The 21,845-nt window shown below is 46.9% G+C and carries 18 protein-coding genes and 1 riboswitch; of the genes, 17 read left to right on the top strand and 1 reads right to left on the bottom strand.

Annotated elements, in window-relative coordinates:
• The first annotated feature begins 27 nt into the window (after positions 1-27).
• From M1J35_RS01915 to M1J35_RS01870, 10 genes are all read left to right on the top strand, one after another.
• Positions 28-1,164 carry an acyl-CoA dehydrogenase gene (locus M1J35_RS01915; protein WP_224522529.1) on the top strand — a complete coding sequence of 379 codons (1,137 nt, stop codon included), beginning with the start codon at positions 28-30 and terminating at the stop codon, positions 1,162-1,164.
• A gap of 167 nt (positions 1,165-1,331) precedes the next feature.
• Entirely contained in the window at positions 1,332-2,471 is a 1,140-nt protein-coding gene (locus tag M1J35_RS01910) for an acyl-CoA dehydrogenase (protein WP_034765086.1), read from the top strand.
• A gap of 111 nt (positions 2,472-2,582) precedes the next feature.
• Positions 2,583-3,236: a TetR/AcrR family transcriptional regulator gene (locus M1J35_RS01905; protein WP_034765087.1), complete on the top strand. Its 654-nt coding sequence runs from the start codon at positions 2,583-2,585 to the stop codon at positions 3,234-3,236.
• Positions 3,233-6,499 carry a fused isobutyryl-CoA mutase/GTPase IcmF gene (icmF, locus tag M1J35_RS01900; RefSeq protein ID WP_224522530.1) on the top strand — a complete coding sequence of 1,089 codons (3,267 nt, stop codon included), beginning with the start codon at positions 3,233-3,235 and terminating at the stop codon, positions 6,497-6,499. The genes M1J35_RS01905 and icmF overlap by 4 nt, the downstream gene beginning before the upstream one ends.
• Before the next feature lie 488 nt (positions 6,500-6,987).
• Positions 6,988-7,170, top strand: a complete 183-nt coding sequence (locus M1J35_RS01895; RefSeq protein WP_061810870.1) for a hypothetical protein — start codon at positions 6,988-6,990, stop codon at positions 7,168-7,170.
• A gap of 160 nt (positions 7,171-7,330) precedes the next feature.
• The gene (rpoE, locus tag M1J35_RS01890; RefSeq protein ID WP_224522531.1) at positions 7,331-7,894 is read left to right on the top strand and encodes a DNA-directed RNA polymerase subunit delta; all 564 of its coding nucleotides are present in this window, start codon (positions 7,331-7,333) and stop codon (positions 7,892-7,894) included.
• A gap of 453 nt (positions 7,895-8,347) precedes the next feature.
• Positions 8,348-9,952 (top strand): CTP synthase, encoded by a 1,605-nt coding sequence (locus M1J35_RS01885; RefSeq protein WP_224522532.1) that lies wholly within the window; start codon positions 8,348-8,350, stop codon positions 9,950-9,952.
• A 167-nt stretch (positions 9,953-10,119) separates the two neighbouring features.
• A riboswitch (SAM riboswitch) is annotated at positions 10,120-10,227 on the top strand.
• A 96-nt stretch (positions 10,228-10,323) separates the two neighbouring features.
• On the top strand, positions 10,324-11,400 hold the full coding sequence (locus tag M1J35_RS01880; protein WP_254652635.1) for a sugar ABC transporter substrate-binding protein: 1,077 nt from the start codon (positions 10,324-10,326) through the stop codon (positions 11,398-11,400).
• Positions 11,401-11,416: 16 nt separating this feature from the next.
• The gene (locus tag M1J35_RS01875) at positions 11,417-12,952 is read left to right on the top strand and encodes a sugar ABC transporter ATP-binding protein (RefSeq protein WP_254652634.1); all 1,536 of its coding nucleotides are present in this window, start codon (positions 11,417-11,419) and stop codon (positions 12,950-12,952) included.
• Positions 12,921-13,907 carry an ABC transporter permease gene (locus tag M1J35_RS01870; RefSeq protein WP_224522535.1) on the top strand — a complete coding sequence of 329 codons (987 nt, stop codon included), beginning with the start codon at positions 12,921-12,923 and terminating at the stop codon, positions 13,905-13,907. Before M1J35_RS01875 ends, M1J35_RS01870 begins: the two co-directional genes overlap by 32 nt.
• 51 nt (positions 13,908-13,958) lie before the next feature.
• On the opposite strand, the gene M1J35_RS01865 is transcribed toward M1J35_RS01870, so the two are convergent.
• Positions 13,959-14,483 (bottom strand): DUF2529 domain-containing protein, encoded by a 525-nt coding sequence (locus M1J35_RS01865; RefSeq protein WP_254652633.1) that lies wholly within the window; start codon positions 14,481-14,483, stop codon positions 13,959-13,961.
• 193 nt (positions 14,484-14,676) lie between these two features.
• Here M1J35_RS01865 and M1J35_RS01860 point away from each other — a divergent pair, with 193 nt between their 5' ends.
• The 7 genes from M1J35_RS01860 (at position 14,677) to rpmE (ending at position 21,701) form a co-directional block, all read left to right on the top strand.
• Complete coding sequence (locus M1J35_RS01860; protein ID WP_034765110.1) at positions 14,677-15,039, top strand: response regulator; 363 nt, start codon at positions 14,677-14,679, stop codon at positions 15,037-15,039.
• 180 nt (positions 15,040-15,219) lie between these two features.
• Positions 15,220-16,077: a class IIb fructose-bisphosphate aldolase FdaB gene (gene fdaB / locus M1J35_RS01855; RefSeq protein WP_061810877.1), complete on the top strand. Its 858-nt coding sequence runs from the start codon at positions 15,220-15,222 to the stop codon at positions 16,075-16,077.
• Between the two features lie 181 nt (positions 16,078-16,258).
• Positions 16,259-16,900 (top strand): fructose-6-phosphate aldolase, encoded by a 642-nt coding sequence (gene fsa, locus M1J35_RS01850; RefSeq protein WP_224522537.1) that lies wholly within the window; start codon positions 16,259-16,261, stop codon positions 16,898-16,900.
• Positions 16,901-17,078: 178 nt separating this feature from the next.
• Positions 17,079-18,362, top strand: coding sequence for a UDP-N-acetylglucosamine 1-carboxyvinyltransferase (locus tag M1J35_RS01845; RefSeq protein WP_206858198.1), 1,284 nt, complete (start codon positions 17,079-17,081; stop codon positions 18,360-18,362).
• A 363-nt stretch (positions 18,363-18,725) separates the two neighbouring features.
• Entirely contained in the window at positions 18,726-19,688 is a 963-nt protein-coding gene (gene glpX, locus M1J35_RS01840) for a class II fructose-bisphosphatase (RefSeq protein WP_034765120.1), read from the top strand.
• A 316-nt stretch (positions 19,689-20,004) separates the two neighbouring features.
• Positions 20,005-21,267 carry a transcription termination factor Rho gene (gene rho, locus M1J35_RS01835; protein WP_034765121.1) on the top strand — a complete coding sequence of 421 codons (1,263 nt, stop codon included), beginning with the start codon at positions 20,005-20,007 and terminating at the stop codon, positions 21,265-21,267.
• Between the two features lie 221 nt (positions 21,268-21,488).
• On the top strand, positions 21,489-21,701 hold the full coding sequence (gene rpmE / locus M1J35_RS01830) for a 50S ribosomal protein L31 (protein WP_034765123.1): 213 nt from the start codon (positions 21,489-21,491) through the stop codon (positions 21,699-21,701).
• The last annotated feature ends 144 nt before the right edge of the window (positions 21,702-21,845 follow it).

Below are 21,845 nucleotides of genomic sequence, written 5' to 3'. Positions count from 1 at the left end.
ACAACGAACATCAGGGAGGAAACAGTCATGGAGTTACGATTCACGGAAGAGCAGCAGATGATGAGAAAGATGGTCCGGGATTTTGCTGAAACAGAAATCCAGCCGTTCATCGAGAAGATGGAAGCGGGAGAGTTCCCGAGAGATATTTTAAAAAAGATGGCTGAGCTTGGTTTGATGGGGATTACGATCCCTGAGAAGTACGGCGGATCTGAGATGGATTTCACTTCTTATATCATTGCAATCCACGAGCTGTCTAAAGTAAGCGCCACCATTGGCGTCATCCTATCGGTTCATACTTCTGTAGGAACCAATCCGATCCTTTACTTTGGAAACGAAGAACAAAAACAAAAGTATCTTCCGAAGCTTGCAACGGGTGAGTATTTAGGGGCATTCTGCCTGACGGAGCCGAGTGCAGGATCCGATGCGAAGAGTCTAAAATCCCGGGCCGAAAAGCGTGGTGACCACTATGTGGTGAACGGATCGAAAGTCTTCATCACCAATGGTGGCGAAGCCGATACGTATATTGTATTTGCGACGACGGATTCAGCGAAGGGGAGCCGCGGGGTATCGGCCTTCATCGTTGAGAAGGATACACCTGGTCTTGTGATCGGGAAAGATGAACATAAAATGGGGCTGCACGGGTCCCGGACCGTCCAGCTGACATTTGAAGATATGAAAGTCCCGGCTGAAAACCTTCTCGGTGAAGAAGGGGAAGGCTTTAAAATCGCCATGGCGAACCTGGACGTCGGCAGGATCGGGATTGCCGCGCAGGCACTCGGAATTGCGGAAGCGGCTTTCGATTACTCAACGGCTTATGCAAAAGAACGGGTGCAATTCGGCAAACCGATCGCCGCACAGCAGGGAATCGGCTTTAAGCTTGCCGATATGGCAACGGCCGTTGAAGGCTCCAAGCTTCTTGTGTACCGGGCAGCGAATCTCCGTTCGAACAATATTTCCTGTGGGAAAGAAGCCAGTATGGCGAAGTTGTTTGCATCGAAAACAGCCGTCGAAGTGTCGACGGAAGCGATTCAGGTTTATGGCGGATATGGCTACACGAAGGAATATCCGGTGGAGCGCTTGTTCCGTGATGCGAAGGTGACGGAGATTTATGAGGGTACGAGTGAGATTCAGCGGATGGTGATTGGGAAGCATTTGTTGGTGTAATAGGATGGGTGAGTTTGAACTCTTGGAAGAGTGTCTTGGGGCACATATTCTTAGCGTGTCAGGCACCCGATATATAATTTGATGTTTTATGGCGTAAATGGGTTTGTAGCATAGCTTGTCTCTTGAGGGTGCCAGACCCGGTATGTAGATGATAGGAGGAAAATGAGATGAATTTTAAATTGTCGGAAGAGCATGAAATGATACGTAAGATGGTGCGTGATTTTGCGCGGAATGAGGTGGCCCCTACGGCTGCTGAGCGTGATGAGGAAGAGCGCTTTGATATGGATCTGTTCAAGAAGATGGCTGAGCTTGGGTTGACGGGGATTCCTTGGCCGGAGGAGTACGGCGGGATCGGCAGTGACTATCTGGCGTATTGTATCGCTGTTGAAGAACTATCAAGAGTGTGTGCGTCTACAGGCGTTACCCTGTCTGCCCATACTTCGTTAGCCGGTTGGCCTGTATATAAATTTGGTACGGAAGAGCAGAAACAGAAATACCTTCGTCCGATGGCGCAGGGTGAAAAGATCGGGGCTTACGGCTTGACTGAGCCGGGTTCAGGATCTGACGCAGGTGGCATGAAGACGACAGCTCGCCTGGAAGGGGATCACTACGTACTGAACGGCTCTAAAATTTTCATCACAAACGGTGGAATCGCTGATACGTATATCGTGTTTGCTTTGACAGATCCTTCCCAGCGTCAGCGTGGAACGAGTGCGTTCATCGTAGAGGCCGACTTCGAAGGTTTCTCTGTAGGGAAGAAAGAGAAGAAGCTCGGGATTCGTTCATCACCTACGACTGAAATCGTATTCGAAGATTGCAAGGTACCGAAAGAGAACATGCTTGGCAACGAAGGCGACGGATTCAAGATTGCCATGATGACCCTTGATGGAGGTCGTAACGGAATTGCCGCTCAAGCAGTGGGGATTGCCCAGGGAGCACTTGATGCGTCTGTCGATTATGCAAAAGAGCGTGAGCAGTTCGGTAAGCCGATTGCTGCAAACCAGGGGATTTCATTCAAGATCGCTGATATGGCAACATCCATCGAAGCTTCCCGTCTATTAACCTATCAAGCTGCGTGGCTTGAGTCTGAAGGTCTTCCATACGGAAAAGAATCGGCGATGTCGAAGCTGATGGCCGGTGATACAGCGATGAAAGTGACGACGGAAGCAGTTCAGATCTTCGGTGGGTATGGCTATACGAAGGACTATCCGGTGGAGCGTTATATGCGTGATGCGAAAATCACTCAGATTTATGAGGGGACGCAGGAGATTCAGAGATTAGTTATTTCGCGGATGGTGACGAAGTAGGATAGCTGGGTTAAGAGAGAGAGAGAGGCATCTGCTTTGTTGGGGGATGAGGCAGGTGCTATTGAATTAGGGGTCAATGGGAGAATCGGAATATAAAGGCGGTAGGTTGTTTTGAATAAGAAGAGGGAAGTTCATGCTTCGGTTAAGGATGAGCGTTTGGTGGAAAAGCGGCGTGATCAGATGATTCGCGGGGCCGTCTCTCTGTTTAAACAAAAGGGGTTTCATCGCACCACGACCAGAGAGATCGCAAAAGCCGCCGGATTCAGTATCGGAACGCTGTATGAATATATACGAACAAAGGAAGATGTCCTGTATTTAGTGTGTGACAGCATTTATGAACAGGTTCGATTGGAGCTTGAGGAGCTGGACGTCGGCAAAGGGACGATTGAGAGCCTGAGGCTTGGCATCGCCCATTATTTCAAGGTGATGGACCGGATGCAGGATGAAGTGCTTGTCATGTATCAGGAAGCGAAGTCCCTGTCAAAGGATGCTTTACCTTATGTCCTTCGCAAGGAACTTGAAATGGTCGGGATGGTTGAGGACCTGATCAAAGGCTGCGTGGAAAGTGGAAAGCTTGAGCTTGATGAAAATCAGTGCCATATGCTGGCTCAGAATGTATTCGTCCAGGGGCAGATGTGGGGATTCCGTCGTTGGGCCATGCAGAAACGATTCACACTCGAGGAATATATCGATCTTCAAATCGAGCTGCTTTTTGCAGGGATTATCGGATTTGAAAAACAAGGGAGAACAGGGGGAGTAATATGAGCACGGTTGAGATTTATAAACCAAAGCACCATGTACGTTTTGTCACGGCGTCGAGCCTGTTTGACGGACATGATGCATCGATCAACATAATGCGTCGGATTATCCAGGCAAGTGGAGCGGAAGTGATCCACCTGGGACATAACCGTTCTGTAGAAGAAGTCGTCAATGCTGCTATTCAGGAAGATGTTCAGGGGATTGCGATTTCGTCCTATCAGGGTGGACACGTGGAATATTTTAAATATATGTACGATCTTTTAAACGAAAGAGGGGCTTCCCACATCCGCATATATGGCGGAGGCGGCGGAGTGATCATCCCGCGTGAAATCAAAGAACTTCACGAATACGGGATTGCCCGCATCTTCTCTCCTGAAGACGGCCGTACCCAGGGTCTTCAAGGCATGATCAATAAGATGATCGAGGAATGTGATTTCCCTACCATCAAGGGAAGCGTGAATCAGGAAGTCGAGAAGCTTTCAACCGGAGATGTGAATACGGTATCGAAGCTGATCTCACTTGCCGAATATCAAGTCGGGGCCAATGAAGAAGTGGCAGCGACAGCCCAGACCGTTTTTTCTGAAATCAAGAGCTTGGCGAAAAAAGCGCCTGTCCTTGGGATCACTGGAACCGGTGGAGCAGGGAAGAGTTCATTGACGGATGAACTGATCCGTCGTTTCATCAATGAACTCCCTGAAAAGAAGATTGCGATTCTATCTATCGATCCAACGAAACAAAAAACAGGTGGAGCCCTACTTGGGGACCGGATCCGCATGAATGCGATCTTCAATCCCCGTGTTTACATGCGAAGCCTTGCTACACGTGGATCGAAGACGGAACTTTCACTGGCGATCAAGGACGCGATCAACGTCGTGAAAGCGGCAGGATATGACCTGATTATCGTGGAAACGAGCGGGATCGGGCAGGGGGATGCGGAAATCGCTGAGATCTGTGATATGTCCATGTACGTGATGACAAGTGAGTTCGGTGCCCCGTCCCAGCTTGAGAAAATCGATATGATCGATTATGCCGATCTGATCGTCATCAATAAGTTCGAGCGCAAAGGCTCTGAGGATGCGAGACGCCAGGTACAGAAGCAGTACCAGCGCAGTCATATGCTGTTTGATAAAGACCTTGATGACATGCCTGTGTACGGAACGATTGCCAGCCAGTTCAATGATCCGGGCACAAATGCTTTATTTGCAGCCATCATTGAAACGGTGAACAAGAAAATGGAGCTGGATTGGAAAACGGGCTTCTCGAAAGATGTCGATGTGGAAAAGCAAAACGTCATCATTCCAAATAATCGCCGTTATTATCTCCGTGAGATTGCAGAAACCGTCCGCAATTATCATAAAAAAGCAGAAGAGCAGGTAAACCTGGCACGCCGTTTGTTCCAGCTTGAAGGGGCAATCGAAGCGGTCAATGAAAAAGAAACGAATGACGGGGTCGTGACGTCCCTTCAAACATTGAAAGAAGAAGTCGAAAACAAACTGACATCAGAATCGAAACAGATTTTACAAAAATGGGATGACCTTAAAGAAACGTACAGCAAGGATCAATTCATCACAAAGATCCGTGATAAGGAGATTGTCACTGAATTAAAGACAAAGAGCTTATCCGGACTCGATATCCCGAAAGTGTCCCTTCCGAAATATAAGGACTACGGTCAAATTCTGGATTGGGTGTACAAAGAGAATGTTCCAGGCTCGTTCCCTTATACAGCAGGAGTATTCCCGTTCAAACGTAAAGGAGAGGATCCGAAGCGTCAGTTCGCCGGTGAAGGAACGCCTGAACGGACGAACCGCCGTTTCCACTACCTGTCGAAAGATGATGATGCGAAACGTTTGAGTACAGCATTTGATTCCGTAACCCTATATGGTGAAGATCCGGATCACCGTCCTGACATCTACGGAAAAGTCGGGGAGAGCGGAGTGAGCATCTGTACGCTGGAAGATATGAAGAAGCTGTATGCCGGGTTTGACTTGTGTGCTCCTTCCACATCCGTGTCCATGACGATCAATGGTCCTGCACCGATCATCCTTGCCATGTATATGAACACGGCGATCGATCAGCAGATCCGCATGAAGGAAGAAGAGCTTGGCCGCGTACTCACAGTCGAAGAGTATGTGGAAGTGAAGGAACAGACCCTTCAAGTCGTCCGAGGAACGGTTCAGGCAGATATTTTAAAAGAAGATCAGGGTCAGAATACATGTATCTTCTCAACTGAATTCGCCCTCCGCATGATGGGGGATATCCAGCAATATTTCATCGATCACAAAGTACGGAACTATTACTCTGTATCGATTTCCGGCTATCACATTGCAGAAGCGGGAGCGAATCCGATTTCCCAGCTTGCCTTCACATTGGCGAACGGTTTCACGTACGTGGAATACTACTTAAGCCGTGGAATGGATATCAATGCCTTTGCACCAAACTTATCGTTCTTCTTCTCGAACGGCCTTGACCCTGAGTATACGGTGATCGGACGTGTCGCACGACGCATCTGGTCGACGGTGATGAGGGATAAATACGGTGCGAATGAACGCAGTCAGAAACTGAAGTATCACATTCAGACATCAGGTCGTTCCCTTCATGCCCAGGAAATCGACTTCAATGATATCCGTACGACGCTCCAGGCGTTGATGGCCCTGCAGGACAACTGTAATTCCCTGCATACGAACGCTTATGATGAAGCGATCACGACACCGACGGAGGAATCCGTGCGCCGTGCCATGGCGATCCAGATGATCATCACGAAAGAACACGGATTATCGAAAAATGAAAATCCGCTTCAAGGATCGTTCGTCGTAGAAGAGCTGACGGATCTCGTGGAAGAAATGGTCCTCACAGAATTCGACCGCTTAAATGACCGCGGCGGCGTACTGGGATCGATGGAAACCCAGTATCAACGGGGCAAGATCCAGGAGGAATCCATGTTCTACGAAATGAAGAAGCATTCAGGTGAGCTGCCGATCGTGGGAGTGAACACGTACCTGAATCCGAATCCGCCTTCTGAAGAAGACATGGACAGTATGGAACTGGCACGTGCCACAAAAGAAGAGAAAGAGACACAAATCCATAATCTGCGGGATTTCCAATCACAGCACAAAGACAAAACCGAAGAAGCCCTCACCCGCCTGAAACAGGCAGCCGTGGGCGGAGGAAACATCTTCGAACAACTCATGGAAACCGTAAAAGTTGCCAGCCTCGGCCAAATCACACGCGCCCTCTACGAAGTAGGCGGCCAATACCGACGCAACATGTAACAACGAAAAGGAAAAAGAGACTACTGTAGGGGGGCAGTAGTCTCTTTTTTACAAATGGCTTATATTTGATGATCAGTATGCATAGTATGAATGATGGTGGTATGAAGCTTTTTTGGTAGCGTTTCAAGTAGATAGGTTGTTTACGGTTGCTTATAAAAAGACTTGATACTAAGTTGATTGAAGCGGAAGGCACTCGACTCCTTCGGGAACAGCGGGAAAGTTGAGACCCCGCAGGCGAAGCCGAGGAGGCTCAACTCACGCCCCGAGGAAAGCGAGTGCCTGAAGCGGAAATCAACCACGTCTCTCTCATAAAAAATGAAAAAGAAAGCCCAACAAGTTTAAAATCCCGCCAAACCGTCTATCCTTTATACGAAATCAACCAACTTTTAACATGAACTTAATACTTATAGGGTAAGATATCCTATATAATAAGAATTATCAGATAAGTAGACAGGGGAAGTACGATACATACGTTTGGATGTGAGAATGTGAAGACCATTTTACGCTGCATACTATTCATCATCACCATATACGCCGCCATCCTTTTATACCAATTTCAACTGGGTGCCATCCCATTTTTCCTGCTCTCTTTTTATCTATTTTATGAAGCGTTCAGGGTGATCAAAAACGGTCAAAAAGAAGAGAAGTTAGGAAATGGCAGACCATCCTGAAATCAGATGCGAAAAAAATGCGGGAAAATCGAGATATGTCTGGCATAAAGTGATTTATATTGTTTATAATGTTGAATATGGTTAAAATTGATAATGGAGAATTTTTGCCCTTTTTTACTCTACTTAGTAGAGTGTGAAATAGAGAAAGGAAGTGCGTAAAGTGAGTCTTAAGCAATTATCCAAAGAAGAATTGCGTCAAACGTCATTCATTGAATTGGCACATGAAATTTTAGTAGAGAAAAAGCAAGCGATGGCATTTGAAGAGATCGTAAGCGAAATCAAAGGTTTGCTTGAAATCTCTGATAAAGAGGTTAAGAGCCGTTTACTTCAATTCTACACGGACTTGAATATTGACGGACGATACATTGCCATGGGTGATAACCGTTGGGGATTAAGAGAATGGTACCCGGTTGATCAAATCGAGGAAGAGACCGTTCCAACGATGAAATCCAGCAAAAAGAAAAAAGCGAAGAAGAAAGACGAAGATCTGGATCTGGATGATTTCGATGATCTTGATGATGAAGATCTCGATTATGATGATCTGGACGATGCAGACGACGATGATGATTTGACGGATGACGACGACGATGTCGATGTTGATGATGCAGACGAGGATCTGGATCTTGATGAGGACGAGGAAGAGCTCGAAATCGATGAATTCGACGATGTCGACGATGAAGATGAAGACGAAGAAGACGAATTGGAAGAAGAGGAAGAGAAATAATCTCTCCCGAATCAGTATGGCTCCCGCCAGGCTTTTGGGCCTTCCGGGGGCCTTTTGATTTGCGTGAAATGAGTGAAAATTCTATCCCTTATTCTATGCTTGACTTCTACCTCTTAGGAAGGTAGTATTTTATTTGGGCTCCCTAAAAAGGGACAGATCACGTATATCACGCTCCCCTTACAAGATTGTAAGCGGGGCGTTTTTTGTTTTTATACAGAAGAATGCTTTGACATGACAAGGTTTTAAGTGTGAAGGATCGATTCTTTTAAGACCCCTTACATCTTTACGTATCTTGATAATAAGAGGCTGTCTTTTAGCTGGTTTATGCACTTGGTTTTATTTTGGGAGAATGGACTTGTCCTTCTTTGAACAAGATAAATTCATGACATGACTACATAAGAGACACCCTCTACTTTTTTTGAACCAAACTTACTTTATAAGGGGGACATATACATGACTAAGTATATTTTCGTAACAGGCGGCGTAGTGTCGTCACTAGGGAAAGGGATCACAGCAGCGTCCCTTGGAAGACTATTGAAAAACCGTGGAGTGAGCGTCACCATCCAGAAGTTCGATCCATACATCAACGTGGATCCGGGAACGATGAGTCCTTATCAGCACGGTGAAGTATTCGTAACCGATGATGGTGCTGAGACGGATCTTGACCTTGGTCACTACGAGCGTTTCGTTGACATCAACCTGACGAAATACAGCTCTGTGACAACGGGTAAAATCTATTCTACTGTTCTGAAAAAAGAGCGCCGCGGGGATTATCTTGGCGGGACTGTACAAGTCATCCCGCATATCACAAATGAAATCAAAGAGCGCGTGTACCGTGCCGGCCGCGAAACGAATTCTGATGTCGTGATCACGGAAATCGGTGGAACGGTCGGGGATATCGAATCCCTTCCATTCCTTGAAGCGATCCGCCAAATCAAGAGTGATGTCGGTCGTGACAACGTGATGTACATTCACTGTACGCTGATTCCTTATATCAAAGCGGCGGGTGAAATGAAGACGAAACCGACCCAGCACAGTGTAAAAGAGCTTCGCAGTCTCGGTATCCAGCCAAATGTCATCGTTGTACGTACAGAAATGCCGATGACCCAGGATATGAAAGACAAAATCGCGTTATTCTGTGATATCGATAAACATGCCGTAATCGAAGCAATGGATGCAGATACGCTTTACTCTGTACCACTTGCCCTTCAGGATCAAAAACTTGATGAAATCACGTGTCAGCACTTGAAGCTGAACTGCCATGAAGCAGACATGACCGAGTGGAATGAACTGGTTGACCGGGTGAAAAACCTTTCCCGCAAAACAAGGATCGCTCTTGTAGGGAAATATGTTGAATTACAGGATGCTTATATTTCTGTAGTGGAAGCCCTTCGTCATGCAGGTTACCATTTCGACAGCGATATTGAAGTGAGATGGTTGAATTCTGAGCTTGTCGACAACGAAAATGTGGCAGAGAAGCTTGCTGACGTGGATGGAATCCTTGTACCAGGCGGCTTCGGTGACCGTGGTGTCGAAGGAAAGATCGCTGCGACGCAATATGCCCGTGAAAACAAGATTCCTTTCCTTGGAATCTGCCTTGGCATGCAGCTCGCATCCGTCGAATATGCGCGTAATGTCCTTGGACTTGAAGGAGCACACTCTGCTGAGCTGAATCCTGAAACGCCATATCCGGTCATCGACCTTTTACCGGAACAAAAGGATATCGAAGACCTTGGCGGGACCCTTCGTCTCGGACTATACCCATGTAAGCTGACAAAAGGTTCAAAAGCCTATGCAGCCTACGATGGAGAAGTCGTATACGAACGTCACCGTCACCGTTTCGAATTCAACAATCACTACCGTGAGCAAATGGAAAAAGCCGGATTCATCTTCTCAGGCACAAGCCCGGATGGCCGCCTTGTGGAAATCATCGAGCTGAGCGACCACCCATGGTTCGTCGCATCTCAATTCCACCCGGAATTCACATCACGCCCGACACGCCCGCAGCCTCTATTCAGAGACTTCGTGGAAGCGTCCCTTGCGTATGGTGAGAAATAAGATTTGATTGATAGAGCCCTCCCGGTTTGGGAGGGCTTTTTTGTAGTGTTGGGTGATCATTTCCGGAGACCCGCCACAGAATTTTTTTAAAAAGAATATTGACAATATTTCCACATATCGTTAATATAGCGATTATAGCAAAAGCGAACACAACCAAATTTCATATTCTCTTATAAAGAGTTGGCAGAGGGACTGGCCCGATGACGCCCGGCAACCTACCGTTTATGACGGAAAGGTGCTAAGACCTGCAGGAAGCATTTCCTGAGTGATAAGAGCACGTTTATTTATACATAAACCTCTTTTCTCTTGGGAAAAGGGGTTTTTTTATTTGAAAAAATAGAGGGGGACACCCTCGGGAGGAGAAAAGAAAGATGAAAAAAGCGGCATCATTACTCGTATTAATCGCACTACTTTTCAGTTTGGCGGCTTGTCAGCCAAAGGTATCACAGGAGGCGGAAGCAGACGGCGGGGAAGCGACTTCCGATCATCCGTTAGCCAATAAAAAAATCGCCCTTATCATGCAAATCAATCTCGGGACATTTTCCGCTCAATACATTGAAGGGGTCAAGGAACAGGTGGAAAAGTTCGGGGGGAAGGTTCAAGTGTTCACTTCGGAAGGCGATCTCGCCAAAATGTCCTCTAACCTGGACGCGGCCATCAACCAGAAGTTTGATGGGATCCTGATCGACCATGGAACGAAAGGAGCACTGCAATCAGGGGTGGAAAAGGCGAAAGACCAAAATATTCCGGTTGTCGTCTTCGATGCGGACGTGGCATCAAAAGGAGTGACGGTCCTCGAGCAGGGGGACAAACAAATGGCTGAACAAACCTTGACGAAGCTTTCAGATGAGCTTGGCGGCAAAGGTGAAATCGTAAAAATTTGGGTCGCAGGCTTTGCACCCATGGAAAGACGTCAGGCGGCATACGAAGAATTTTTAAAGGGGAATCCGGATATTAAAGAAGTCGCGGCATTTGGAGCAGCGAGTCAGAATACAGCGCTTGATACACAGGCTCAGATGGAGGCGATCTTGAAACAATACCCAAACAAAGGGGACATCGATGCTGTCTGGGCAGCGTGGGATGAATTTGCGAAAGGGGCCGTCCGTGCAATTGAAGCGGCAGGAAGAGATGAAATCAAAGTATACGGAATCGACATGAGTGACGAGGATCTTCAGATCATTCAAAAAGACGGCAGCCCATGGGTGGCATCGGCAGCGGTAGATCCGAAAGATATCGGCAGGGTCCAGGTCCGCTTCCTTTATCAAAAGCTGAACGGGAAAGAAACGCCTGAAAAAGTGAAATTGGACCCCGTGTTCATTGAAAAAACTGCTTTACCGAAAGAATCGATTACAACGGATCAATTGAACGAGCATATTGAAGGATGGGGAGCGAGTGAGCAGGGGTATACAGATGAGCTGAAAGAGCTCGAATCTTCGTTCACAAACTAGAAAGGAGCTGGGATCGATGACGTCTCCACTATTGACTATGTCGGGTATCAACAAGAGCTTTTCTGGCGTGAAAGCCTTGAAAAATGCTAGATTCGATGTCCGGGAGGGAGAAGTTCATGCCCTGCTGGGAGCGAACGGCGCAGGGAAAAGCACCCTGATGAAAATTTTATCAGGAGCTTATGTCGGGGACAGCGGAGATATCACTCTTCTCTCTGAAAAAAGAGTCTATGAATCTCCGAAGGAAGCCAAGGAAAACGGCATTCACTGTGTCTACCAGGAAGTGGATACCGCCATCGTTCCCGAGCTCTCGGTGGCGGAAAATATCTGCCTGGATCATTTCTCGCAAAAAGGTTCCCTCTTCATCACCCAAAAAAAGCTGAAAAAAGAAGCAGAGGCGGCACTCATTAAGATCGGGGCCGAATCGATCCCCCTGCATCAGCCCGCCGCTTCGTTAAGTCTGGCTGAAAAGCAGTTGGTCCTTATTGCCCGTAGCCTTCTCCACAAAGCAAAAGTACTGATCCTGGATGAACCGACGGCACCACTTAGTTCTTCAGAAACAGAAAGGTTATTCCAGGTGATAGACGATTTGAAAGAAGAGGGAGTGGGGATCATCTTCATCTCCCACCGGCTGCCTGAAGTGTTTCAAGTTTCCGACCGCATCACCGTGATGAGAGACGGGGAGACAGTCGGAACGTATGAAACACATCAAACGAACTCCCACGAAATCATAGAGGCCATGCTGGGTGGGGCATTCCAGGCAGATTTCCAGAAGGGCTCCCTTGTCGCGGGTGAAACACTGTATGAGGTGAAGGGGCTCGACGATGGTCGGAAAGTGAAGGATATTCACTTATCGGTCAAAGAAGGAGAAATAGTCGGGGTGGCGGGCCTTGTCGGAGCTGGAAAAACGGAGCTTGCCAAAGCTTTATTCGGAACCTCACGCCTTGAAGGAGGAGAGTTCTTCCTCAAAGGGAGAAAGCTCAAGATTCACTCTCCCAAGGACGCGGTTCAAAATGGATTGGCACTCGTTCCCGAAGAGAGGCGGAAAGAGGGGCTCTTCATTCATGAATCGGTTCAGCACAATCTCAGCTTTCCTTCCTTGAAGAAAGTATCCAACGGGTTATGGATCAATAAGAAGAAGGAACGAAAGCTTGCTCAGGAAAAAATTCGCTCCCTTGGAATCAAGACCGCCCATGAGAATGTTCAGGCGAACTTTTTAAGTGGGGGTAATCAGCAGAAGGTGTCCATCGGAAAGTGGCTCACGGATGAGGCTTCGGTATTCTTATTTGATGAACCGACCAAAGGGGTGGACGTGGGAGCGAAAAAGGAAATCTTCTCCCTTATTCAAGACCTCGCCGAAAAAAGGAAGGCGATTCTCTACTTTTCCTGTGAGTTACAAGAAATCCTGGCGATCTCGGACCGGATTCTCGTCATGTATGATGGCCGGATCGTCAAAGAACTAACAAAAGAAGAAGCGACGCAGGAAATCATATTGTTTTATGCTTCAGGAGGGACGGATGTGCATGAAAGGCAAGATACTCGACTTACTATTTAAATACGGTGCCATTGTACTGATGGTGGTGATCCTCCTCTTTTTCAGCTTCTACAATCCCTTTTTCTTTACATACGGGAATCTGTCAGATATCCTGCGGTCGATTTCCATCGTCACACTGGTGGCCATCGGGGTCACCTTCACCCTCATTGTCGACGGCTTCGATTTGTCTGTCGGATCGACGGTTTCCTTATCCACGGTCGTGACTGCATCGTTGATGGTCTGGTATGAAGCCCCGCTGTGGATCGTCCTTCTCGCTCCATTACTGGTGGGGGCAGGGGTGGGGTTGTTCAACTCCTTACTGATCGTGAAATTCGGTATTCCCGATCTCCTCGCAACATTAGGGGCCATGTACATCATTTCAGGTGTTCACCGTACATATACAGAAGGTTATTCGATTTACAATCACATGCCCATGACAACCGGAGGCACGGCGCCGGGGGAATTCTCCGACACGTTCCTGTGGATCGGTCAGGGGAAATGGCTTGGCCTGCCGGTACCGGTATGGATCATGCTCGTACTGGTCGCGATTGTGTATGTGATCATGCATTTCACCACGTGGGGCCGTATCCTGTATATGACAGGGGGAAATGAAGAAGCCTCACGCTTATCCGGAGTCCGTGTGAAGAGAGTGAAGCTGATTGCCTACGTTTTGTCAGGCATATTCGCATCGATCGGCGGAATCCTGTTCACGGCCCGGGTCGGATCCGGTCAGATGGACGCCGGTGCCCCGCTGCTGATGGAAGCCGTCGCAGCCGTATTTGTCGGCTTTTCCGTCCTCGGTGCCGGAAAACCCAACATACTCGGAACCTTCTTCGGGGCAGCCCTGATCGGGGTCCTGCTGAATGGATTGACCATGATGAACCTCCCATACTATGCATTTGAAATCATCAAAGGAAGTGTATTGGTATTAGCGTTGGCCGTGACGTATATTCATGCGAAAAAGCGCAAAGGTTGAAAAAAATAAGAGAGGCATCCCGGTCGGGTGCCTCTCGATTACTTTCAGGAATTAGTCCTCATACTCCTCCAACATCTCACGGATCACAAACCCCAATGCGAAATAGAGATAAAGGGCAGCCATGCTTGACGGGAAACTCACGCGCTCACCGATTTCATCGCCGGGGAGCATCCCTTTGATCACTTTTGTATCCAGATGAATGTCAGCAAGGTCCACAAGACTCTCTTCCCCTTCCACCAATCCGGACACCGCTACAAAGGGCACACCTTCAGCAGAAAGCTTCTTCGCAAACGTCACTGCTTCTTCATCCGTCGAATAACGGGTGACGATCAGGACACGGTCCGCTTCAGTCAGTTCAACGGAAGAATCATATCGTTTAGCAGAAGGAAGCGGCTCGGCGCCGAACAGGGCTTCAGCGGTGACGGCTTCCATTTCCCGGTAGCCTTTTATATAGATGCTTCCTTGTCCGATGGCGGCCTGGGCAAGGAGGCGTGCGCCGTCCTCGATTTCGAATTCCTGTTTATCATAAATCCGTTTGAACAGTCCCGTTAACTGTGTGGTGAACATTTTAATCATAAAGTTCAATCTCCTTCCATATTCATCTTCGACATTTCTCATCATAACCCTTATTATAAAGGGGAAAAAGGTCTCTAGCAAAATCTTGAGAACAAGCAGGATTTTTTTACAGAAAAAGAGAATAAGTAATAAATATACAATTATTTAACGTCGGAATACATAATTTATTAAAATGTAAAGGGGATTGGGGTATATGAATGAGAAGATTCTGATTGTGGACGATCAATTTGGTATTAGGATTCTATTAAATGAAGTGTTGCAAAAGGAAGGCTACCAAACATTTCAAGCTGCGAACGGCATTCAGGCTCTTGAAATCGTAGATAAGCATTCCCCTGATCTGGTTTTGCTCGATATGAAAATTCCTGGAATGGATGGAATTGAAATCCTGAAGCGGATGAAACAGAAAGATGCGGATATCCGTGTCATTATCATGACTGCTTACGGAGAACTCGACATGATTCAGGAGGCAAAGGACTTGGGAGCGCTTACTCATTTTGCGAAGCCGTTTGATATTGACGATATCAGACAGGCCGTCAGACAGTATATTCCAGTATAAGGAATTTATTTGAATAGTGAAAATAGTAGTATTTTTTACATTTTGCCTCTGCAGTTGGTAAAATCAATTCTGTTTTGGTATGATACAAGTGAATTTGTTAACTATGTCACAAGGTGTTATACATAACACCGCCATTTATACCAAAATGGTCGACTGACTGAATAAAAGGAGGAAATAACTATGCCTTTAGTTTCAATGAAAGACATGCTTATTCAAGCAAAAGAAAAAAGCTACGCGGTAGGTCAATTCAACCTGAATAACCTTGAGTTCACTCAAGCGATCCTGCAAGCGGCAGAAGAAGAAAAATCACCTGTCATCCTTGGTGTATCTGAAGGTGCTGCCCGTTACATGAGCGGCTTCAAAACAGTTGTGAAAATGGTTGAAGGTCTTATGGAAGACTTGAACATCACAGTTCCTGTTGCGATCCACTTAGATCACGGTTCAAGCTTTGACAAATGTAAAGAAGCGATCGATGCAGGATTCACTTCTGTTATGATCGATGCTTCTCACGGTCCTTTCGAAGAGAACATTGAAACGACTTCTAAAGTGGTTGAATATGCTCACTCTAAAGGTGTTTCTGTTGAAGCCGAGCTTGGAACTGTCGGTGGACAGGAAGATGACGTAGTAGCAGACGGCGTTATCTATGCAGATCCTAAAGAGTGTCAAGAGATGGTTGAACGTACGGGTATCGATACTCTTGCACCAGCTCTAGGTTCTGTTCACGGTCCTTACAAAGGTGAACCAAACCTAGGATTCAAAGAAATGGAAGAAATCGGTGCAGCGACTGGAGTACCTCTAGTCCTTCACGGTGGTACTGGAATCCCTACAAAAGATATCCAAAAAGCGATTTCTTTCGGAACAGCTAAAATCAACGTAAACACTGAAAACCAAATTGCTTCTGCTAAAGCGGTACGTGAAGTACTTGCAGCAGATACAGAAGTATATGATCCACGTAAATACATGGGACCTGCACGCGAAGCGATCAAAGCGACAGTCGCTGGCAAAATGCGCGAATTCGGTTCTTCTAACCAGGCGTAATAGAAGACAGGTAATGTTTGGAAAGTCCTCCGTGATAGATTACGGGCTTTCCTTATGTGGTAGAAAAAGAATGAAGCTGTAGGATGGGACTGGCACCGGGAGAGGTTTGATACCTTTTGGGTCAGTCCCTTCCGTTCATTAAAAGATGATTGAAAATTTTGTCGAAAATGGGGTATAGGAAATGAAATTTTTCATAGACACAGCAAACATGAGTGAAATCAAGGAAGCATTTAACTGGGGTATTATTTCAGGAGTGACGACGAATCCGTCCCTTGTAGCAAAAGAGAAGGGCGTCACATTCGAGGACAGACTAAAAGAAATCACGGATCTTGTCCCTGGTTCTGTAAGCGCTGAAGTCATCGCATTGGATGCTGAAGGCATGATTAAAGAGGGAAGGGAGCTTGCAAAGATTGCGCCTAATATTACGGTGAAGCTTCCAATGACGCCGGACGGTCTGACGGCTGCATCCACTTTTGCTAAAGAAGGGATCAAGACAAATGTCACGCTGATTTTCAGTGCGAATCAGGCGCTTTTAGCCGCCCGTGCTGGAGCGACGTATGTTTCGCCTTTTTTAGGAAGATTGGATGATATCGGACATGACGGTCTGGAGCTGGTTTCCCAGATTGCCGAAATCTTTGCGATTCACGGACTGGAAACGGAAATCATCGCGGCTTCCACCCGCCATCCGCAGCATATTACGGAAGCGGCGCTCAGAGGGGCCCATATCGCAACCGTACCTCTTAAAGTATTGAAGCAATTATTCCAACATCCCCTGACGGATAAAGGAATCGATGCCTTCTTGAATGACTGGAATAATCGCTGATTTTAGGTCAATCGGTCTAAAGGAAAAAAATCCGATTATCCTATACATGTTTTGACGAATTATGTATACACTAGTAGACAATACTTCTTAGAACGTCTTCTATTGGAAAAATAATCCTTTTTGTTTTAGGTCTAGGGAAGCATGCCCTAAATCGATGAACAGTGGAAGGGAGTTTAATATGGAAAAGTTAAAAATTGCAGGAGGTTATCCCCTGGAAGGTACCATTAAAGTCAGTGGGGCCAAAAATAGTGCGGTAGCCTTGATCCCGGCAACCATTCTTGCTGATTCTCCAGTCACAATCGAAGGGTTACCAGACATCTCAGATGTAAGAACGCTGAAAGATCTCTTAGAAGAGATCGGTGGTTCAGTCACATTGGAAGATGGGGATATGAGTGTAGATCCAAGTCAAATGGTGTCCATGCCTTTACCAAGTGGAAAGGTGAAAAAGCTTCGTGCTTCCTATTATTTAATGGGGGCGATGCTCGGACGATTCAAAAAAGCGGTCATTGGATTACCGGGTGGATGCCATCTTGGTCCGCGTCCGATCGATCAACATATTAAAGGGTTCGAGGCACTTGGAGCGGAAGTCACCAACGAACAGGGTGCAATCTATCTCCGTGCTGATGAACTAAAAGGTGCCCGCATCTACCTTGATGTCGTGAGTGTCGGTGCAACGATTAACATTATGCTTGCAGCGGTTCGCGCGAAAGGCAGAACGATCATTGAAAATGCGGCAAAAGAACCTGAAATCATTGACGTCGCCACCTTACTGAGCAATATGGGTGCGAAGATCAAAGGAGCAGGAACAGACGTGATCCGTATCGATGGAGTGGACGAGCTTCACGGCTGCCGTCACACCATCATCCCTGACCGTATCGAAGCGGGGACATTCATGATCCTTGCCGCAGCAGTGGGTAAAGGGGTCCTCGTCGACAATGTCATCCCGTTACATATGGAATCGGTCATCGCCAAACTCCGTGAAATGGGAGTGCCTGTAGAAACCAACGACGACCAGATTTTCATCGGCAGGGCGGACAAGCTTAAATCCGTCGATGTGAAAACATTGGTATACCCAGGATTCCCGACGGATCTTCAGCAGCCGTTCACCACGCTGTTGAATCGTGCAGAAGGCTCTGCCGTCGTAACGGATACCATCTACTCAGCCCGCTTCAAGCATATCGATGAGCTGAGAAGAATGAATGCCACAATCAAAGTCGAAGGACGTTCCGCCATCGTCAACGGTCCCGTCCAACTGCAGGGAGCCAAAGTGAAGGCAAGCGACCTCCGCGCAGGAGCCGCCCTCGTCATCGCAGGCTTAATGGCAGAAGGAATCACCGAAGTCACCGGCCTCGAACACATCGACCGCGGCTACAGCGACCTCGTCGCCAAACTCGAAGGCCTCGGTGCCACCATCTGGCGTGAGAAGATGTCCGTTGAGGAAATGGAGCAGATGAAGTCCTAAGTTCAGTGAAATTAAATTGAGAGAGTTTCATTTACACTAAACCTTATTGTTGATTGGAACGGAAGGGCGCTCGACTCCTTCGGGAATAGCGGGACAGGTGAGACCCCGCAGGCGAAGCCGAGGAGGCTCACCGCCCGCCCCGAGGAAAGCGAGCGCCCTGGAGTGGAAATCAACCATTTGTCGCTAATTGGAGTTACATCTATCCTGGTTTACCAGAAAATCTCTAGTCTATTTAACCATTATGTCCTACTTTTTTCGAAAAACAGTCTCTCAAACCGCCTTAATGTGTTACAATAAATCTGTTAATATGTTATACAATTAAAGATTATTGTAAAACAAAAGGGATTACGGGAGGCTATATACATGGAAAGAAGTTTATCAATGGAGCTAGTTCGAGTAACAGAGGGGGCTGCCCTTGCATCTGCACGCTGGATGGGTCGCGGAAAGAAGGATGAAGCGGATGACGCTGCAACTTCTGCCATGCGCGATGTATTCGATACCGTGCCGATGAAAGGAACGGTCGTCATCGGTGAAGGGGAAATGGATGAAGCTCCAATGCTTTATATTGGTGAAAAATTAGGGACAGGCTACGGTCCGCGCGTCGATGTAGCCGTCGATCCGTTGGAAGGAACGAACATCGTTGCTTCCGGAGGCTGGAATGCACTGGCGGTACTTGCGGTGGCGGACCATGGAAACCTACTGAATGCACCAGATATGTATATGGATAAAATCGCAGTCGGACCGGAAGCGGTCGGGGAAATCGACATCAACGCTTCTGTCATCGATAACCTGAAAGCCGTTGCGAAAGCAAAGAATAAGGATATTGAAGACGTGGTGGCGACAGTCTTGAATCGCCCGCGTCATGAACATATCATCCAGCAGTTGAGAGAAGCGGGAGCCCGCATCAAGCTGATCAATGATGGAGACGTGGCAGGAGCCATGAACACGGCATTCGATCATACGGGTGTCGATATCCTGTTCGGATCCGGCGGTGCTCCAGAGGGAGTTCTTGCGGCCGTTGCGTTGAAATGCCTTGGAGGAGAAATTCAAGGAAAGCTTCTTCCACAAAACGATGCGGAACTTCAGCGCTGTATCAGCATGGGGCTGGATGTGGACAAGATCCTTCGAATGGAAGACCTCGTATGCGGTGACGATGCCATCTTTGCAGCAACAGGTGTAACAGACGGGGAACTGCTAAGAGGTGTTCAGCTCAAAGGGACATACGGCCTGACTCATTCAGTCGTTATGCGTGCGAAGTCCGGTACCGTCCGATTCATCGACGGACGCCACAGTCTTCAAAAAAAGCCGAACCTGGTCATGAGATAATAGAAACAAGCCATACAGAGAGAGAAACCAACTCCTCTTAAATGAGAGTAACGGATGGGCAGAACACCTGCCCATCCATACTCTTATCACTCACTTTTTTTCTTCCTAGGTGAAAAAATGCTGCCTATCTACCAAATCTACCTTCCTTTTTTTACCCAGTCATTGATTCTTAACGAAAAGTATGGTTACAATAGATAAGGTTTTTACCTTCAGCGTTTTTTCTTTATATATGCTTCAACTATTTCTTCATTTTCAAGAAAATCTACCCTTCATTTTTATTTTCAGGTAGGACAAATTAATAAAGCGTGGTGTCATAATGGAAGAGTTAACAATCTCTAGCTTAGAAAATATGAAGCTGAAAGAGCTTTATGAGCTAGCCAAACAATACAAAGTTTCTTATTATAGTAAATTAACAAAAAAAGAACTGATTTTTGCCATCCTTAAAGTTCGTGCAGAACAAGAAGGCTTCTTCTTCATGGAAGGTGTCCTTGAGATCATCCAATCAGAAGGCTTCGGTTTCTTACGACCGATCAACTATTCTCCGAGCTCTGAGGATATTTATATTTCTGCATCGCAAATCCGTCGCTTCGACCTTCGAAACGGGGATAAAGTATCAGGGAAAGTACGTCCTCCGAAAGAAAACGAACGTTATTTCGGACTGCTTCATGTTGAAATGGTGAACGGGGAAGAGCCGGATTCTGCGAAAGAGCGCGTGCATTTCCCTGGATTGACGCCTTTATACCCTGACCGTCAAATGAAGCTTGAAACAACACCGAATAAAATTTCTACACGTATCATGGATCTGATTGCACCAGTCGGATTCGGACAACGTGGATTAGTCGTGGCTCCGCCTAAAGCTGGTAAGACGATGCTAATCAAAGAAATCGCCAATTCGATCACAACGAATCATCCGGAAGCAGAACTCATCATTCTTCTTATCGATGAGCGTCCAGAGGAAGTAACGGACATCGAACGTTCAGTTGAAGCAGAAGTCGTCAGTTCGACATTTGATGAGGTTCCGGAAAACCACATCAAAGTGGCCGAGCTCGTGCTTGAGCGCGCCATGCGTCTCGTGGAGCACAAGCGTGACGTCATCATCCTGATGGATAGTATCACACGTCTCGCACGTGCGTATAATCTCGTCATCCCGCCAAGTGGACGAACTCTTTCCGGTGGTATCGATCCTGCGGCATTCCACCGTCCGAAACGATTCTTCGGGGCTGCCCGTAACATTGAAGAAGGCGGAAGCTTGACGGTGCTTGCAACGGCGCTTGTTGACACAGGTTCCCGTATGGATGACGTCATTTATGAAGAGTTCAAAGGAACAGGAAATCTTGAACTTCACTTGGACCGTTCCCTTGCAGAACGCCGTATCTTCCCGGCCATCGACATCCGTCGTTCCGGAACGCGTCGTGAGGAACTTCTTATCAAACCGGATCATCTTGAAAAACTGTGGGCGATCAGAAAAGCCATGTCCGATCAGCCTGATTTCGCCGAGAAGCTTATGCGGAAGCTGAAGCAATCGAAGACGAATGAAGAATTTTTCAATGTGTTGACAGAAGAGTCCAAGAAGCGTTAATCTAGTAATCAAATGATTTTTCAAGGAAAAGGGTGACTGGAATTTCCAGTTTTGCAGGTTGCAAAAATACCTTGTCCTTGTTATAATGATATCAATGTGTTTTTAAAAACTGGATGTGGTAAGGGGCTGGCTATTACTCTCATGCTTATGCTCATATCACATATATCTTCGTAATAAATTACTCTGTCTCAGATGATTCAGGGCGGAAGGAGATGAAAGAAATGAAATCAGGAATTCATCCTAAGTACAACACGATCAAAGTTAGCTGTGCTTGCGGTAACGAATTTGAAACTGGTTCTGTAGCGGAAGAAATGCGCGTTGAGGTATGTTCTGAATGCCATCCATTCTACACAGGACGTCAGAAATTCGCTGACGCTGGTGGACGTGTTGACCGTTTCAACAAAAAATACGGTCTTAAAAATCAACAACAATAATGAAGAGCCAGAAGGACGCATCCTACGCCTTTGTGCGTAGCGCACCTTCTCTTCTATTTAGAAAAACAGGCAAGGATCTTCATGCTTGCCTGTTTTTTATTACGTTTAAAGCAAATGGTTGAAGAAATAGAGGCAGTTCCAATT

The sequence above is a fragment of the Rossellomorea sp. KS-H15a genome, from assembly GCF_024195245.1.
Classification (GTDB): Bacteria; Bacillota; Bacilli; order Bacillales; family Bacillaceae_B; genus Rossellomorea; species Rossellomorea vietnamensis.
The sequence above is the reverse complement of the archived record's forward strand: the minus strand, read 5'-3'. Positions and strand labels throughout refer to the sequence as shown.